The sequence below is a fragment of the Bradyrhizobium huanghuaihaiense genome (genome assembly GCF_025200885.1).
GTDB classification, from domain to species: domain Bacteria; phylum Pseudomonadota; class Alphaproteobacteria; order Rhizobiales; family Xanthobacteraceae; genus Bradyrhizobium; species Bradyrhizobium huanghuaihaiense.
The window spans coordinates 6,155,223-6,169,523 of sequence record NZ_CP104172.1; the positions used below are offsets into that span (position 1 = coordinate 6,155,223).

Below are 14,301 nucleotides of genomic sequence, written 5' to 3' on the forward strand. Positions count from 1 at the left end.
AATTTCTTGGCGAGGCTGGCGATCGCAGCTTCAGGGGCGTGTCGGCGCACGCAGCATATCGCAGCCTCGCGCCGTTTTTCCAGCCTAGCAGTTTTCATGCCGTCCGCCCCCATTCGGCGTCCTGCAAGAGCCGCCAGTTGATCTTGTTGCTCGCGGTACGCGGCAAGGCGTCGACGAAGACCACGGCGCGCGGCGCCTTGTAGCTCGCCATCGCGCCGCGCGCCCAACCGACGATGTCGTCCGCCGAAATCGTCGCGCGCGCGGCGTCATCGAGCACGACAAGCGCCTTGACGGTCTCGCCGCGGTAATCATCCGGCGCTGAAATGATGCAGCATTCTCGGATCGCCCGGTTCTGGTACATCGCCGCCTCGACCTCGGCCGGCCACACCTTGAAGCCGCTGACATTGATCATCCGCTTCAGACGGTCGACGGCAAAGAAATAGCCTTCGGCATCGCGATAACCGAGATCGCCCGTGCGCAGGAACCGCTTGCCGTCGCGTTCGATGAAGGCTTCGGCATCCGCCTGCGGTCTGTTCCAGTAGCCCTGCAGCACCTGCGGCCCATGCACGACGATCTCGCCGACGACATTGTCGTCAAGCTCGATCAGGCTCTCGGGATCGACCACCCGCGCATCGGTCTCCTGCACGGCGATGCCGAGGCACTGCCGCTTCGGCGCAGCCATCGGATTGAGATGTGTCGGCGACATCGTCTCGGTCATGCCGTAGCCCTCGACGAAATCGAGGCCGAAGCGCCCCTTGAGCCGCTCAGCAATTGCGGTCGGCATCGCCGCACCGCCGCCGGTCAGCACCTTGAGTTTTGCAAGGCACCGATCGCGGAACCGGGCGCTGGCGAGCACATCCACGATCATGGTCGGCGCCGCGTTCCAGAACGTCACGCCATAGGTCTCGAACAGATCGGGCAGCAGGTCCTTGTCCCAGCGCGCCATCAGCAGCAGCGTTGCGCCGCTGACGATGGCGGCATTCATCGAGCCCTGCATGCCCGCGACATGGAACAGCGGCATGAAGCCGGTCATCACGTCGCTGCCGTCGAGCCCGTACCAGCGCGCCTGCAACACGGAGGTGAACAGCGCGCTGCGATGGGTGTGCATGCAGGCCTTGGGCTTCCCCGTGGTCCCGGACGTATAGGGCAGGATCATGAGATCGTCCGGCCCGGCCTCCATCGCACCCGGCTGCAAGCCTTGCGCGATTGCCGGCGACCAGGAATGCCAGCCCGGCGACGATGGCACCTCCGACGGCGCTTCGGTCACGCAGGATGGCAGCGTGTAAGGCGTCGCGCCAGGCACCTCGTCGCGATATTGCGCGACGATCGCGTGAGCGATGGCCTCGCCCACCAGCGGCGCAAACACATCGCTGAGCTCGCTGCCGATGATCGCAACCCTGGCGCCGCTGTCGGCGGCGAGATACGCGATCTCGGCGGTCTTGTTCATGGGATTGACGGGCACGATCACGGCGTCCGCCCGCATCACCGCGTAGTAGGCGATGACATATTGCGGCGAGTTCTGCAGCGCGATCATCACGCGGTCGCCGCGCTTGATGCCGCAGACGCCCTGCAGGAAGCCGGCCATCGCATCGACCCGTCCGCGCAGCTCGGCGTAGCCCAGGCTCGCGCCGTAAAACACCGTGGCCGGATGCGGCGGCCGATCATTCGCGGCCCGCACCAGCGCGTCGTACAACGTTCCCTCCGGCATCGCGAGATGCCAGGGCTCATCCGCCGGCCAGGCCGGCGAGCCACGACGTGCTGCGTGGCCCGCGGTCACCCGTGCTCCTTGTCGGCAATATCGAGGCCGTGGTCGAGTGCGTCGAGAAGGAGCGCAGCCTCGCGCTCGGAGATCACGAGCGGCGGCGCCAGGAACAGCGAAGTCTGCTCGCCGCTGGTCCCGATCACCGCGCCGGCCTCCAGCGCGCGCTCCGCGACGCGCGAGGCGATCGGCACCTCGGTCGTGTCGGCATGCCAGGTGCGCCAATCCGGACCGTGCAGTTCCACCGTCCAGTGCAGCCCCTGCCCCGCCACGCGCTGCACGCTCGGATGCTTCTGCGCGATCGCAAGCAGACGGCGGGTGAACAGCTTCTCCAGATTCTGCACGTGCTCCAGAATCTTCTCGTCAGTGACGACCTTCAGATAGGCGCTGACGGCGGCCATGCTGATGGGATGACCGCGCAGCGTGCCGTAGTTCTGCCAGCTCGTGCCCCTGAGCCGCTCGACGATCTCTCTGGACACCACGACCGCTGCCACCGCCGCCGCGCCACCGCCGAGCGACTTGCCGAGAGTCACGATGTCGGGCCGGCTCTGCGCGCCCTGGAAGGCGAACCACCGGCCCGCACGGCCTGCGCCGGTGACGACCTCGTCGGCGATCCAGTACGAGCCGGCCTGCCGCGCGCAGCGTGCGACCTCGTCCTGATAGGCGCCGTCGTAATAGATGCCGCCTTGCGTGTAGTCGATGATGGTCGCCGCCGTGTCCGAGAGCAGGCGCGTGGCGTCCGCAAGATATTCGCTGGGCGGCGTATTGGTGACCGGTCCGCCATAGATCGCGCCATCCGGCGCCGGCAGGATCCGCACCGGCGCCATCGGCGCCGGCAGCTTCGAGCCGCCGGAGTGGACCGCGAGACCGCCGTGCCATTGCGGCTGCACCGTCATGCTGCGCGACAGCCCGGTGATGCCGTGATAGGCGCGCTCGCGCGTCGCCAGCGCGGAACGCTGCGTCAGCGCCTGGCAGAGCGACAGCGCCATGTCGTTGGCCTCGCTGCCGCTGATGCAGAAGCGCACCGCGCCGACCCAATCCTCTTCGCCTTTGAACGCCGTGGCCATCAGGTCGTCGGCGGCCTGCTCGCGGCCGACCCAGGTCCAGCCCTCGTTGACGACAGGCGTATCGGCCGCACGGCGGATCGCCTCCACCATCGCAGGGTGACGATGCCCGAGGCCGCCGCCGGTGTTGCTGCCGTCGATCAGCTTGCGGCCATCGGACAGGTGGAAGTAGACGCCCTCGCCGCCGACCACGGCCATCGGCGCGGCCTCGCCCGCATTCAGTCCGGTTCGCAACAATCTGCTCATCGCAGGTCCCCTCAACTGGCAGCCGCGGCGCCGTAGCCGCCGCCGCCGCACATCTCGATCGTGACGAGATCGTCTTGCTGCAACACCAGGTTCGACTTGCCGTCGATGGCGACGTTCGTGCCCTGCCTGACCAGCGAGATGCGGCAGGCCTTGCCGGGATAGCCGCCCTGCATGCCCCAGGGCGCCATCACCATGCGTTCGATGCAGGTGGTCAGGTGCATCGAGGGCGCGAGGATGCGATAGGTGCGGACGGAGCCGTCACCGCCGCGATGCGCCCCGGCGCCACCGGATTGCCGCCGAATGGCCTGCTGCTCGAGCCGGATCGCATAGTTGGCCTCGATCACCTCGACCGGCGTGTTCGAGGTGTTGGAGAGATGCACGCGTGTCGCGGAGGTGCCGGCGCGATCGTGACGCGCACCTTCGCCGCCGCCATGAACCTCGTAGAGCATCTTCCAGGAACCGTTCGGCCGCGGCTCAGCAAAGAACAGAACCCCGGCAGTGGTCGCGCCGCCCGCGGACAGCCGCTCGGGAATGGTGTCCTGCATCGCGCGAAAAATCGCGTCCACAATGCGCATCGACGTCTCGTGGTTGCCGGCGGCAACGGATGCGGTCCAGCCGGGCTCCAGGATCGAGCCCGGGCGCGTGATGATGGTCAGAGGCCGCAGCGCGCCCGCGTTCTGGTTCATGTCGCGCCCGCTCATGATGCGCGCGGCATAGGCCACAGCCGAGCGCGCCATGAACGGCGTCGTGTTGCAGAAATTCGAGACGCGGTCGCAGCTTCCGGAGAGATCGAAGGTCGCCTCGTCGCCGCGGATGGTGATCTTGACGTGGATGCGCGCGGGCGCGTTGTTCGCGCTGCCGTCGTCGAGATAGTCCTCACCCTCGTAGACACCATCAGGCAGCGCGCGGAGCGCTTCCCGCATCTCGATTTCGGAGAGATCGTGCAGGCGCGACTGCGTCGCCATGAAGACGGCCTTGCCGTGCTCGCGGCAGAGCTCGACGATGCGCTTCTCGCCGGCCTTGGTCGCAGCGATCTGCGCCGAAAGATCGCCCTCGCAGGACTCAGGGTCGCGGACATTGGCCTTGAGCAGCTGTACGATCGGCGTGTTGACGCCGGCCGCCGTCGCAATCAGCACCGGCGGAATCCGCATCGCCTCCTGGAAGGTGTCGATGGCCTTGGCGAAATAGCTGCCCGGCCAGGTGCCGCCGATGTCGGGCCAGTGCGCGAGGCTGACCGCGAAGGCGACGATCTCGCCCTCGACGAAGACGGGACGCACGACCTTGACGTCGTTCAGATGGTTGCCGCCGAGCGCGCCGACATTGTAGATCACGACATCGCCGTCGTTCAGGCCGTCGCGCGGCATCACCTTCAGCAATTCGGGGATGGTGTAGGCCATCGCGCCGAGATGGATCGGAATGTCGCGGCCCTGCCCGACCAGGCCGCCGTGGCCGTCCGTGATCGCGGACGAGAGGTCACCGGCCTCGCGCAGCAGCGGCGAGCGCGCCGAGCGCGTCATCACCAGGCTCATCTCCTCGGCCGCGGCGGACAGCCCGTGCCGGATGACCTCGACGACGAACGGATCGAGCTTCATGCCGCCCTCCGCGTCAGGAAGAGATTGCCCGCGACGTCAGGCTTCGCCTGCCAGCCCGGGGGCACGACCACCGTGGACCACGCATCTTCGATGATGGCCGGGCCGCTGACGATGTCGGTCAGCGCAGCGCGGTCGACGATTGCAGTTGCGATGTCGTGGAAGCCATCGAACGAGCAGGTCCGCTTACCTGACGACACCGCCCTCGCCGTTGTCGCCGGCCGACTGACGACGGTCGTCGAGGGGCGGCGGGCCTGCACCCGTACGGATTCGATGACGCAGGGCTCGCCGGTCGCATAGCCGAACAGCTCCTGATGCCGCGTCAGAAAATCCGTCTTCAGCTTGGCGACGTCGAGCGGCAGCGTGAACGGCACCGGGATGGCGTCGTTCTGCGCGGCGTAGCGCATCAAGGCCACCAGCTCGACCTGGATCTCCGCCTTCGCAACGCCATTGGCGATCAGCGGCGCCGAAGCATCGACAATCAGCGTATCGATCCGCTCCGACACGCGCGCGAGATCGATGCCGTCGAGGGCGGCGCGCAGCGTCTGCTGCTGGAGGAAGCTTAAATCGGCGGTGAGACAGCCCAGCGCGGAGAACGCACTCGACGCGCTCGGGACAACCACCTGTGCAATCCCGTAGAGATCGGCAAGGCCCGCGGCATGCATCGGGCCGCCACCACCGAAGGCGAGCAGCGTGCAGTCGCGTCCGTCGATGCCACGTTCGACCGTGACGCGGCGGAGCGCACGGGCCATGGTGGCGTTGGCGACCTTGATGATGCCGAGCGCTGTTTCCGTCAGGCTGAGTCCGAGGGCGCGCGCGATCGGCTCGATGACGCGCTTGGCGCCTTCGATATCGATCCCGATGCGGTCACCGAGCTTGGTCTCGGGATTGAGATAGCCGAGCACGGCATTGGCATCGGTGATGGTCGGCTCAAGGCCGCCGCGGCTGTAGCAGGCCGGGCCCGGTTCGGAGCCAGCGCTCTCCGGCCCGACCGTGAGGCCACCCGGACCGTTGCGCACGATCGATCCGCCGCCCGCGCCGATGGAATGAACCGCGAGCATCGGCTGGCGCAGCGGCTTGTCGCCGAGCATGCGGCCATCGGTCATCTCGGCCTGGCCGTCGACGATCAGGCACACGTCGGTCGTGGTGCCGCCCATGTCGAAGGTCAGCATGCGCGAGGTGCCGAGCTGGCGCGCGATGCTGACGGACGCCGAGACGCCGGCGGCCGGCCCCGACATCGCCATCACCAGCGGCCGCCGCTTCACCGCGGAAATCGGGATCATGGCGCCGGCGGAGTGAAACACCTGCAGACCGGGGCCGATCGGCAGCCGCTGCTCCAGCTCGCTGAGATATTCCACCGCGATCGGCATCGCGGCCGCGTTGAACACGGTCGCCGAGGTCCGCTCGTATTCGCGCGCCTCGGGGTTGACCTCGTGCGAGAGCGACACATGGGCCACGACATCCCTCAGCCGCTCGCCAAGCATCTTTTCGTGAATGGGATTGGCGTAGGCGTGAAGCAAGGCGACGGCGACGCTCTGCACGCCGGTCTGTTTCAGCCACGCCACCAGACGCTCGATCTCCGCTTCATCCAGCGCCTTCAGCACACGGCCCTCGTGATCGAGGCGCTCGGCGAGCCCAAAGCATCGTTCAGGCGGCACCAAAGGCGGTGATTTCGGGGGAATATCGAGCCGATAGAGATCGCGGCGGCGATAGCGCGCGATCTCCAGCACATCGGCAAAGCCCTCGGTCGCCACCAGCGCCACCTTCGGCAACCGGCCCTCGACGATGGCGTTGGTGACGCGCGTGGTGCCGTGGACGAAGCGCTTGACCTCGCTCTTGCGCAGGCCCACCGCCTCGATCGCCTCCAGCATCGCCTGGACCGGAGCGTCGGGGCGCGAGGGTACCTTCGCGATCCGCGCCTCGGCAGAGTCGCGCCGGATCGCGATGATGTCGGTGAAGGTGCCACCGATATCGGTGCCGACCTCCCAGTGATTGTCGGAGGAGCTCATCTGCACAGTCAGCTACGGATGACGCCCGGACCGGACGCCAGGTCCTTCCCGTTCATCCCAACGTCCAATGCCAAACCGAGAGCGCTCATCATGCATCCCCTGTCATGCCACCATGAGCGAGCGTGCGACAGAGCGATGGGTGCAGGCTAGGGCCAGAGTTGCCGCAAACCGCTAGACCAGTGCGCGACGTGGGCCGCGCGCCGCGCCACCTGCTGCACGTTTTGGTGCAGCGCTGCCCGCGCTGACGGCACGCGAGCGCGGACCATCCCTCGCGGAAAAAGTGCAGCGCACCACGGATTTCTCCGCGCAAATCGCGATGTTCGTTGCACTGCAATCCGCCCAAGCCAAATCGCCTGTCTAATTTGCAGGCGACCGATCGGCACCGCCGGATGTCCGGTTGCCTATGAGCTATGCATGGCGGTCGGCTCAGCCTCTCTTTATTGTACGAACAGTACGAGAGGATATCGCCGCCTCGGATGGTGCATTGCGGGAGCCGCTGCCGATGCAAGCCGCGATTCTCGCAAGCAGCGGCGAGGCATCCTCGACGCGCAGCCGCCCATAGCCGAACACCAGGCCCTGTCGCGTCGGTTGCTCCAGAAAGTTCTGCGACAAAGGCTGCACGTGGATGCCGGCCTGCTTCAGGCTTGCGGCCGCCTCGCGGTCGCTCATCCGCGCCCGCATCGCGTCGGTGAACTCCGCCACCAGATGCAATCCCGTCACCGCCGCGGAGACGACGAGGTCATCCGGCATCCGCGCTGCAATCGCCTCGATCAGCGCCTTTCGCCTGCTCGCATAGACCCGCCGCATCCCACGCAGATGCCGCAGCAAATGCCCCTCCCGCATGAACTCGGCGAGCGCGAGCTGTCCGATGCCGGAGGTGTGCACGTCGATCCGCGCACGCCCTTTCGAAAATCCTGCGATGAAATGCCTGTTGGCGACGATGTAGCCGAGCCGCAGGTTCGGCATCATGATCTTCGAGAAGGTGCCGAAATAGATCACCCGTCCCTCGCGATCGAGCGAACGCAAGGAGGCGATCATGCTGTCCTGGTGCCTGAACTCCGAATTGTAGTCGTCCTCGATCACCCAGACGTCGTTCCTGTTGGCCCAGTCGAGCAGCTCGAGGCGCCGCTCCAGGCCCATGCTGACGCCGAGCGGATATTGATGCGACGGCGTGACCACGATCAGTCGCGCGCCCGGCGCGCGCCGGATTCCTTCCGAGACGACGAGGCCCTTGTCATCGACGGGAATGGGAACGAGCTTGGCCCCGGCCGCCGTCAGCGCCCAGCGGGCCTCGACGAAGCCGGGCTCCTCGACCCAGACTTCATCGCCGGGATCGAGGATCATCCGGCTGCAAAAATCCAGCGCGCCCGACGTGCCCGACGTGATCACGACTTCTTCCGGCGAGCAGACGAGCCCGCGCACCGAGCCGAGGAAGTTCGCGATCTCGCTCCGCAGCCGCGGATGGCCTTCGGGCGGAAGATCGAGGCACTCCTGCTCCCTCGGATTCTGCCAGGTCTGGCGCAGCAGGCGCGACCATTCCTTGAAGGGAAACGTCGAGATGTCGGGCGCGCCGGGTGCGAACACGGACGGCCAATTGGTCTCGTAATCCAGGCCAAGCAGTGATTGCCAGCGCTTCGACGTGTGGGCAGGCGCAGCCCCGGGCGGCGCAACCGACGGCGCATCGGCATGCGACGTTGCGACGGACGCCACCATGACCCTGCCGCGTGGCGTCGATTCCAGATAGCCCTCCGCGTAAAGCAGATCCCACGCCGTCAGCACCACCGTGCGCGAGCAGCCCAATTCCCGCGCGATCTCGCGCGAGCCCAGGAATTGCGTTCCCGCCGAAAAGACGCCGCGCAGAATGCAATCCCGGATGTGAGCCGCGATCTGCAAATGCAGCGGTACGGCCGACGTCCGGTCGATATGCATTCCCGCAAGGGAGACGCGCTTGCTCGGGTGACGATCCCTGTCCATCACGTGGAGGCGGCTGTTGCAACGGCCGGCGATCGCCGCCGGCGTTCCCTCAGGATGGGCCAGATACGGATTCGGGTCCAGCCTCGGCGGGAGCCGGCGACGTTAACGCTGTCCGGCGATGCGCAGTGCCTGCTCGAGCGCCTGCAACTCATCGCGTGTCGCTGGCGGCTGCGGCGGCCGCGCCGCGTCGCATGAGAGGCGCCCGAGCAGTTTCAGGCAGGCCTTGAGCCGCACGGTCGCGCGCCCTCCCGGCGCATCGCGATAGATCGCGACTGCCAGCGGATAGAGCTTCTCATGCGCGGCGCGCGCCCGCTCCCAATCACCAGCTTCGGCGGCAGTCCAGAGGCTGACCACGAGCTCCGGAACGACGCAGGCGAGGCTGACCTGGCTGCCGGCCGAGCCGACGAGATAGCTCGTCAGCAGATGCTCGTCGCCGGAGCCGAGCACGGCGAACTCCGGCCGCAGCTTGCGGATCAGCCGCAGGTTCTGCTCGTACGTCGCAACCTCCCAGCTACCTTCCTTGATCGCAACGAAGCGAGGATCGGCAATGAGCCGCGTCAGCAGCGGTGGCGCATAAGCCATGGCTCCCGCGCCGACGGGCGCGGCATAGAGCATCAGTGGCACGGCCGTCGCGTCGCGGATGCGGCGGTGATGCTCGATCACGCAGTCATCGGCGTGGCCGAGCGCCCAGCTGTTGGGCGGAAACACGAGCAGCCCGTCCGCGCCGGTCTGTTCCAGCGCGGTCGCCTCGCGCGCGGCCTCCAGGCTCGATTCATGATTGACGCCGGAGACGATCAGGCAGTCCTTCGGCGCGTGCCGACGTGCCAGCTCCACCACGCGCTGCTTCTCGGCAAGGGACAGCACAAAATTCTCGCCGGCGTGACCGTTGACGAGGAGCCCATTGATGCCGGGTGCGGACGAAACCGAGGTGAGATGGCTTGCGAGCTGCGCCTCGTCGATCTCGAAATCGGCCGTCATCGGCACGATGGTGGCGGCGTGAATGCCGCGCAGGCGGTCGCTGAATGTCCGCATCGCCGCCGACATCGGCTAGTGAATGATCTGGTCGAGGAACGTCCGCGCCCGCTCGGACTTCGGATGCTTGAAGAATTCCTCCGGCGCGGCCTGCTCGACCACCTTGCCCTCATTCATGAACACGATGCGGTCGGCGACCTCGCGGGCAAAGCCCATCTCGTGCGTCACGCACAGCATGGTCATGCCCTCTTCCGCCAGCTTCTTCATGGTCTCCAGCACCTCCTTGACCATTTCCGGGTCGAGCGCCGAGGTCGGCTCGTCGAACAGCATGATCTTGGGCCGCATGCACAGCGCCCGCGCGATGGCGACGCGCTGCTGCTGGCCGCCGGAGAGTTGCCCGGGGAATTTTTCGGCCTGGTCCGGAATCCGGACTTTTGTCAGGAAATGCATGGCAAGGTCCTTGGCCTCCGCCTCGCTCATGCCGTTCGCGGTCATCGGCGCCAGGGTACAGTTCTCCAGCACCGTCATGTGCGGAAACAGATTAAAGCTCTGGAACACCATGCCGGTGTCGCGCCTGACCGCGTCGATGTTCTTGCGCTGATGGTCGAGCTCGACGCCGTTGACGTAGATCAGACCTTCATCGTGCTTCTCGATGTGGTTGATGCAGCGGATGAGCGTCGATTTGCCCGAGCCGGAGGGGCCGCAGACCACGATCTTCTCGCCCCTGGCGACCTTGAGGTCGACCTGGTTCAACGCGGTGAAGTCGCCATAGTGCTTGTAGACCGCCTCCATGCGAACCGCGGGAACATCGCGCAACTGCGGCTGCATCGTCGCGGCTTCTATACTCATCGACATCTCGCTCATGCCCGAGCCTCCACGCTCGCCGGTGCGACCGGTGCGCTCGCTGCGACCCGCCTGGTCTTCGCAGCGCTCGACCGTCCGAAATGTTTCTCCAGCCGGCGTTGCACCGCATCCCAGACCGATGTGAGGATCAGGTAATACGCCGTTGCAGCCGCATAGACTTCGAGGATCTGGAAATGCTCCTGCATCAGCATGTCGCTGCGGCGCATGAGCTCCTCGACCGAGATCACGGAAGCGAGCGAGGTCGCCTTCAACAGCGAGTTGATGGAGTTGCCGAGCGGCGGGATCATCAGCCTGAACGCCTGCGGCAGGGTCACGCGGCGGAACGTCACCCAGGGCGACAGGCTGAGCGCCCAAGCGGCCTCGCGCTGCCCCGTCGACACCGCCATGAAGCCGCTGCGCACGATCTCGGCGAGATAGGCGGCTTCGTTGAGGATGAGGCCAACGAGCGCGCAGGTGATCACGCTGAACTTGATGCCCAGCTGCGGCAAGCCGCTGTAGATCACGACGAGCTGGATCAGCAGCGGCGTGCCGCGGAAGAACCAGATGTAGAAGCGCGCGGCGCCCGCGAGCACCGGATTGGACGACATGCGCAGCAATGCGATGCCCATGCCGAGGATCAATCCGCCGACAACCGCCGCCACCGTCAAGCCGATGGTGACGAGCACTCCCTTCATCAGGAAGTAGTTGAAGAAGTAGCTGACGGCGGCCGTCGGACTGAAATGGCTCATCGGCTCGTCTCCGTAGGTATCAGGCTGGACCGGGGCCGGCGATCGCAAGCGGCTGGTCGGCCGGCATGCTGGTCAGGCCGAACTTGTCGAACAGCGCCTGGTAGCTGCCATCGGCGCGCATCGCGTTGAGCGCCTTGACGACGGCATCGACCACCGACTTGTTGCGGAAGCCGAGCGTGGTGCGCGCGGTGCCGAGACCACTCAGCACTTCCTTGACGCGGCCGCGGCTGGTGAGATCGCGTGCCACACTGTCAACGAGCAGCGCGTTGTCGACCTGTCCCGCAAGTAGCGCGCTGACGACATTGGTCGCGGTGGGGAATGTCCGCATTTCGACGGCGGCTCCACCTTTCGCAACGCTGGCATCGCTGAGCTTCTTGAGCCAGTTCATCTGGTAGCTGCTGACCTCGACGGCAGATGATTTTCCGATCAGATCGTTTTCGGTAGCAATTTTTGTGCCGCTGTCGGGCGCGACCACGACCGAAATCGCCTGGATCGCGTAAGGCACCATGTACATCAGCTTGGACCGCTCCTCGGTCCAGAACATGCCGGTGTCGATGCCGTCGATGCGAGCCGCGTTGAGCGCGGGGATCATCGCCGGAAAATCCATCCGGACGAGTTCGACCGGAAGACACAACCGCTTGCCGAGCTCGGCGGCGAGCTCGACATTGAGGCCCTGCAGCTGACCGTCCTTGTCGACGAATTGCTGCGGCGGATTGGTCGGGTTGATGGAGAGCTGCAACTTGCCGGGCGCAATCAGATTGTCGTCGGTGATTGCGGGCGTACAGGCGGCATGCGCGGACGCAGATGCGAGAACGAGTGCGGCGGCCGCACCCAAGCGAAGCAGTGTCGAGACCATGAATACCTCCAGTAAGACGCCAATGACCGATGCAGTTCCTCGCCCGGGATTCCCCCCAACGTTTCTTGGATGCGGCCTGTCGGATCTTTCGACACGGCAGGCAGCATATTCCTTGATCTGCTCAAGCCGGTCCCGACATCGGCCTGAGCTGGATGCGCATGAAATTCTTCACCAGGGCTTCGAACGGGCCGAATCCCTTCACCTTCAAAAACTCCGGCGTCTCGAATGCCCAGCGGCCCGCGACTTCGTACATCGCGGCGTATTTCGGCCCGTCGCCGATCGAGACGAAGCGCTTGGCCGAGAGCCAGCCGGGACAAGCGAGCAGATCAGGAAAATGCTTTTGCTCGTACCAGGCGTTGAACGCAGCCTCGTGCTCGGGATCGATGTCGACCCGCACGATATGGATGAAGGCTTCGTCCGCCATCGGCCCGCCCCTCATACTACGTTGCGGATGTCGCCGGCCGCGCGCGCCGCGCCGACCGTCGTTGCAATGGCATCGCACAGCGCAGGCAGAACCGGCAGCAGCGGCGGCCGCGGATCGGCGTTGCGGATCAGGCCGAGCGCCTTCAGCCCGACCTTCATACGCGTGTGCATGTCCATGATCGGCGCAGGTCCGTAGATCGATCGCACGATCGGATAGAGCCGCTCGTTGACGGCGCGCATCGCGTTGAGATCGTCGGCGAGCGAGGCCTGCCACAGCTCTGCGAACAGATGCGGCGCGAGGCTGACGAGGCCGGAGAGAATGCCGTCGCCGCCGACGGCGAGCTGCGGCAGGAACCAGTTGAAGTTCGACGGCAGGATCGCGACGGATGGATCGGCCTGCTTCACCGCCCGCCGGTTCTCGTCATAGGCCAGCATGGTGTCGCTGCCTTCCTTGATGGCGATGACGCCGTCGAGCGCAGCGATCTTCGCCAGCGTCTCCGGCGAATAGCCGAAGCCGGACGTCAGCGGATACTGGAAGATCGACACGGGAATTCCGATCGCGGAGCTGACCGCCTGCACGAAGGCCAGCGGCGCGCGCGAGGTCGCCGAGGCGCCGCCGCCGAGCGGCGCGGGCGGGAACAGCACCGCGCAATCGGCGCCGGCCGCCTCCGCGAGTTGCGCCTGATGGATCGCTTCCGCGGTGGAGTGGGCAATGATGCCGGCCAATAGCGGCTTGCTGCCGATCTGCCGGCGTGTCCGCTCGATCACGGCCTGACGTTCGTCGTCCGAGAGCGACCCGCCCTCGCCGGCATGTCCATTGACGAACACCGCCGCGATGCCATCCGGGCACGCGCAATAGTCGAGGACGCGGGCGTAGTCGTCCCAGTCGATCGCGCTGTCGTCCCTGAAGGGCAGCACGGTCGCGACCGTGACGCCGCGCAAATCGGGTTTCTTCATCGGCTTGCTCATGACGGTTTGCGCCGCGGGAATTTCAGGCTCGCACGTGCCTTCAGCACTTCGAGGCCGCCCTCGTTGCGCGCGCTGGCCTCCCAGATGATGGTACGGGTTTCGTCGTGCTGCTCGGCGATCCAGACGTCGAAGGTGAGCGTGTCGCCGTAGAAAACGGGACCGGTGAACCAGAAGCGGTCCTCCACCGACACGCCGATGGTGCCGACCAGCTCTGAGGTGAGGATGCTGGTGCAGAGGCCCGCAACCATGATCCCCGGCGCCAGCCTGCGGCCGAAGCGCGTCGCGCCGGCATAGACCTCGTCGACATGAACAGGGCCGAAATCGCCGGTCGCGGCGATATAGAGCGCGCCATCGGCTTCGGTGATGGTCTTGCTCAGGCTGACCCTGTCATTGACCTTGAGATCGTCGAAGGACTTTGGCTCGTACATGGCTCAGCCCTTCGCGAAGGGAACCAGGGTCGCGGTGCCGTCGACCACGGTCGCGCCTGAGGGCGACAGCGTGCAGGTGATGCGGCAGACTGCGTCATCGCCCGCAACCGAGACGATCTCGGCCCTGGCTTCGACCGAGTCGCCGACAATCACGGGCGCCGCGAACGTCAGCGCGATACTGCCGATCCGTCGCGTCGGACCACCGAGCTGGCTCAGGCACGTCGTGGCGAGACCGCCGACCGCGAGCTCGAAGGCCACCATGTTGGAGGCGCCCGCTTTCTTCGCACGGACGGCATCGACATAGAGACCGCCGAGATTGCCGCTGATGCCGGTGAACATCGCCTGCTCGGCGACCGTCATGGTCTTGCGGAAGGCGAAGGCAGCGCCGGGCTTGAGAGGTGCGTGAGACATGATCTCTTC

The 14,301-nt window shown here is 66.2% G+C and carries 13 protein-coding genes; all 13 read right to left on the minus strand.

The features are described 5' to 3' along the window. Positions 1–94: 94 nt before the first annotated feature. Positions 95–1,777 (minus strand): long-chain-fatty-acid--CoA ligase, encoded by a 1,683-nt coding sequence (locus tag N2603_RS29185; RefSeq protein WP_260384846.1) that lies wholly within the window; start codon positions 1,775–1,777, stop codon positions 95–97. Beyond that, a complete protein-coding gene (locus N2603_RS29190) occupies positions 1,774–3,069 on the minus strand; it encodes an aminotransferase class III-fold pyridoxal phosphate-dependent enzyme (protein WP_260384847.1) in 1,296 nt (431 codons plus the stop codon). Before N2603_RS29190 ends, N2603_RS29185 begins: the two co-directional genes overlap by 4 nt. A gap of 11 nt (positions 3,070–3,080) precedes the next feature. Beyond that, positions 3,081–4,661: a hydantoinase B/oxoprolinase family protein gene (locus tag N2603_RS29195; protein WP_260384848.1), complete on the minus strand. Its 1,581-nt coding sequence runs from the start codon at positions 4,659–4,661 to the stop codon at positions 3,081–3,083. Next, on the minus strand, positions 4,658–6,667 hold the full coding sequence (locus tag N2603_RS29200) for a hydantoinase/oxoprolinase family protein (RefSeq protein WP_260384849.1): 2,010 nt from the start codon (positions 6,665–6,667) through the stop codon (positions 4,658–4,660). Before N2603_RS29200 ends, N2603_RS29195 begins: the two co-directional genes overlap by 4 nt. Before the next feature lie 426 nt (positions 6,668–7,093). Further along, positions 7,094–8,641, minus strand: coding sequence for a MocR-like pyridoxine biosynthesis transcription factor PdxR (pdxR, locus tag N2603_RS29205; RefSeq protein ID WP_260424285.1), 1,548 nt, complete (start codon positions 8,639–8,641; stop codon positions 7,094–7,096). A 102-nt stretch (positions 8,642–8,743) separates the two neighbouring features. Beyond that, a complete protein-coding gene (locus N2603_RS29210; protein WP_260384850.1) occupies positions 8,744–9,673 on the minus strand; it encodes a dihydrodipicolinate synthase family protein in 930 nt (309 codons plus the stop codon). Positions 9,674–9,688: 15 nt separating this feature from the next. Further along, positions 9,689–10,477 carry an amino acid ABC transporter ATP-binding protein gene (locus tag N2603_RS29215; RefSeq protein WP_311740668.1) on the minus strand — a complete coding sequence of 263 codons (789 nt, stop codon included), beginning with the start codon at positions 10,475–10,477 and terminating at the stop codon, positions 9,689–9,691. Beyond that, on the minus strand, positions 10,474–11,205 hold the full coding sequence (locus tag N2603_RS29220; protein ID WP_260384851.1) for an amino acid ABC transporter permease: 732 nt from the start codon (positions 11,203–11,205) through the stop codon (positions 10,474–10,476). Before N2603_RS29220 ends, N2603_RS29215 begins: the two co-directional genes overlap by 4 nt. A 19-nt stretch (positions 11,206–11,224) precedes the next feature. Beyond that, the gene (locus tag N2603_RS29225) at positions 11,225–12,061 is read right to left on the minus strand and encodes an ABC transporter substrate-binding protein (protein ID WP_260384852.1); all 837 of its coding nucleotides are present in this window, start codon (positions 12,059–12,061) and stop codon (positions 11,225–11,227) included. A 121-nt stretch (positions 12,062–12,182) separates the two neighbouring features. Further along, on the minus strand, positions 12,183–12,485 hold the full coding sequence (locus tag N2603_RS29230) for a DUF4286 family protein (protein WP_260384853.1): 303 nt from the start codon (positions 12,483–12,485) through the stop codon (positions 12,183–12,185). 11 nt (positions 12,486–12,496) lie between these two features. Further along, positions 12,497–13,441, minus strand: coding sequence for a dihydrodipicolinate synthase family protein (locus N2603_RS29235; protein WP_260384854.1), 945 nt, complete (start codon positions 13,439–13,441; stop codon positions 12,497–12,499). A gap of 8 nt (positions 13,442–13,449) precedes the next feature. Continuing rightward, positions 13,450–13,881 (minus strand): MaoC family dehydratase, encoded by a 432-nt coding sequence (locus tag N2603_RS29240; RefSeq protein ID WP_011086090.1) that lies wholly within the window; start codon positions 13,879–13,881, stop codon positions 13,450–13,452. 3 nt (positions 13,882–13,884) lie between these two features. Continuing rightward, on the minus strand, positions 13,885–14,292 hold the full coding sequence (locus N2603_RS29245) for a MaoC/PaaZ C-terminal domain-containing protein (protein ID WP_260384855.1): 408 nt from the start codon (positions 14,290–14,292) through the stop codon (positions 13,885–13,887). Positions 14,293–14,301: the final 9 nt, after the last annotated feature.

Bases quoted from the DNA above. Each gene is read 5' to 3' on its own strand.
- N2603_RS29190 (WP_260384847.1), bottom strand. From the start codon at position 3,069: ATGAGCAGATTGTTGCGAACCGGACTGAATGCGGGCGAGGCCGCGCCG.
- N2603_RS29195 (WP_260384848.1), bottom strand. From the start codon at position 4,661: ATGAAGCTCGATCCGTTCGTCGTCGAGGTCATCCGGCACGGGCTGTCC.
- N2603_RS29200 (WP_260384849.1), bottom strand. From the start codon at position 6,667: ATGAGCTCCTCCGACAATCACTGGGAGGTCGGCACCGATATCGGTGGC.
- pdxR (WP_260424285.1), bottom strand. From the start codon at position 8,641: ATGGACAGGGATCGTCACCCGAGCAAGCGCGTCTCCCTTGCGGGAATG.
- N2603_RS29210 (WP_260384850.1), bottom strand. From the start codon at position 9,673: ATGCGGACATTCAGCGACCGCCTGCGCGGCATTCACGCCGCCACCATC.
- N2603_RS29215 (WP_311740668.1), bottom strand. From the start codon at position 10,477: ATGAGCGAGATGTCGATGAGTATAGAAGCCGCGACGATGCAGCCGCAG.
- N2603_RS29220 (WP_260384851.1), bottom strand. From the start codon at position 11,205: ATGAGCCATTTCAGTCCGACGGCCGCCGTCAGCTACTTCTTCAACTAC.
- N2603_RS29225 (WP_260384852.1), bottom strand. From the start codon at position 12,061: ATGGTCTCGACACTGCTTCGCTTGGGTGCGGCCGCCGCACTCGTTCTC.
- N2603_RS29230 (WP_260384853.1), bottom strand. From the start codon at position 12,485: ATGGCGGACGAAGCCTTCATCCATATCGTGCGGGTCGACATCGATCCC.
- N2603_RS29235 (WP_260384854.1), bottom strand. From the start codon at position 13,441: ATGAAGAAACCCGATTTGCGCGGCGTCACGGTCGCGACCGTGCTGCCC.
- N2603_RS29240 (WP_011086090.1), bottom strand. From the start codon at position 13,881: ATGTACGAGCCAAAGTCCTTCGACGATCTCAAGGTCAATGACAGGGTC.
- N2603_RS29245 (WP_260384855.1), bottom strand. From the start codon at position 14,292: ATGTCTCACGCACCTCTCAAGCCCGGCGCTGCCTTCGCCTTCCGCAAG.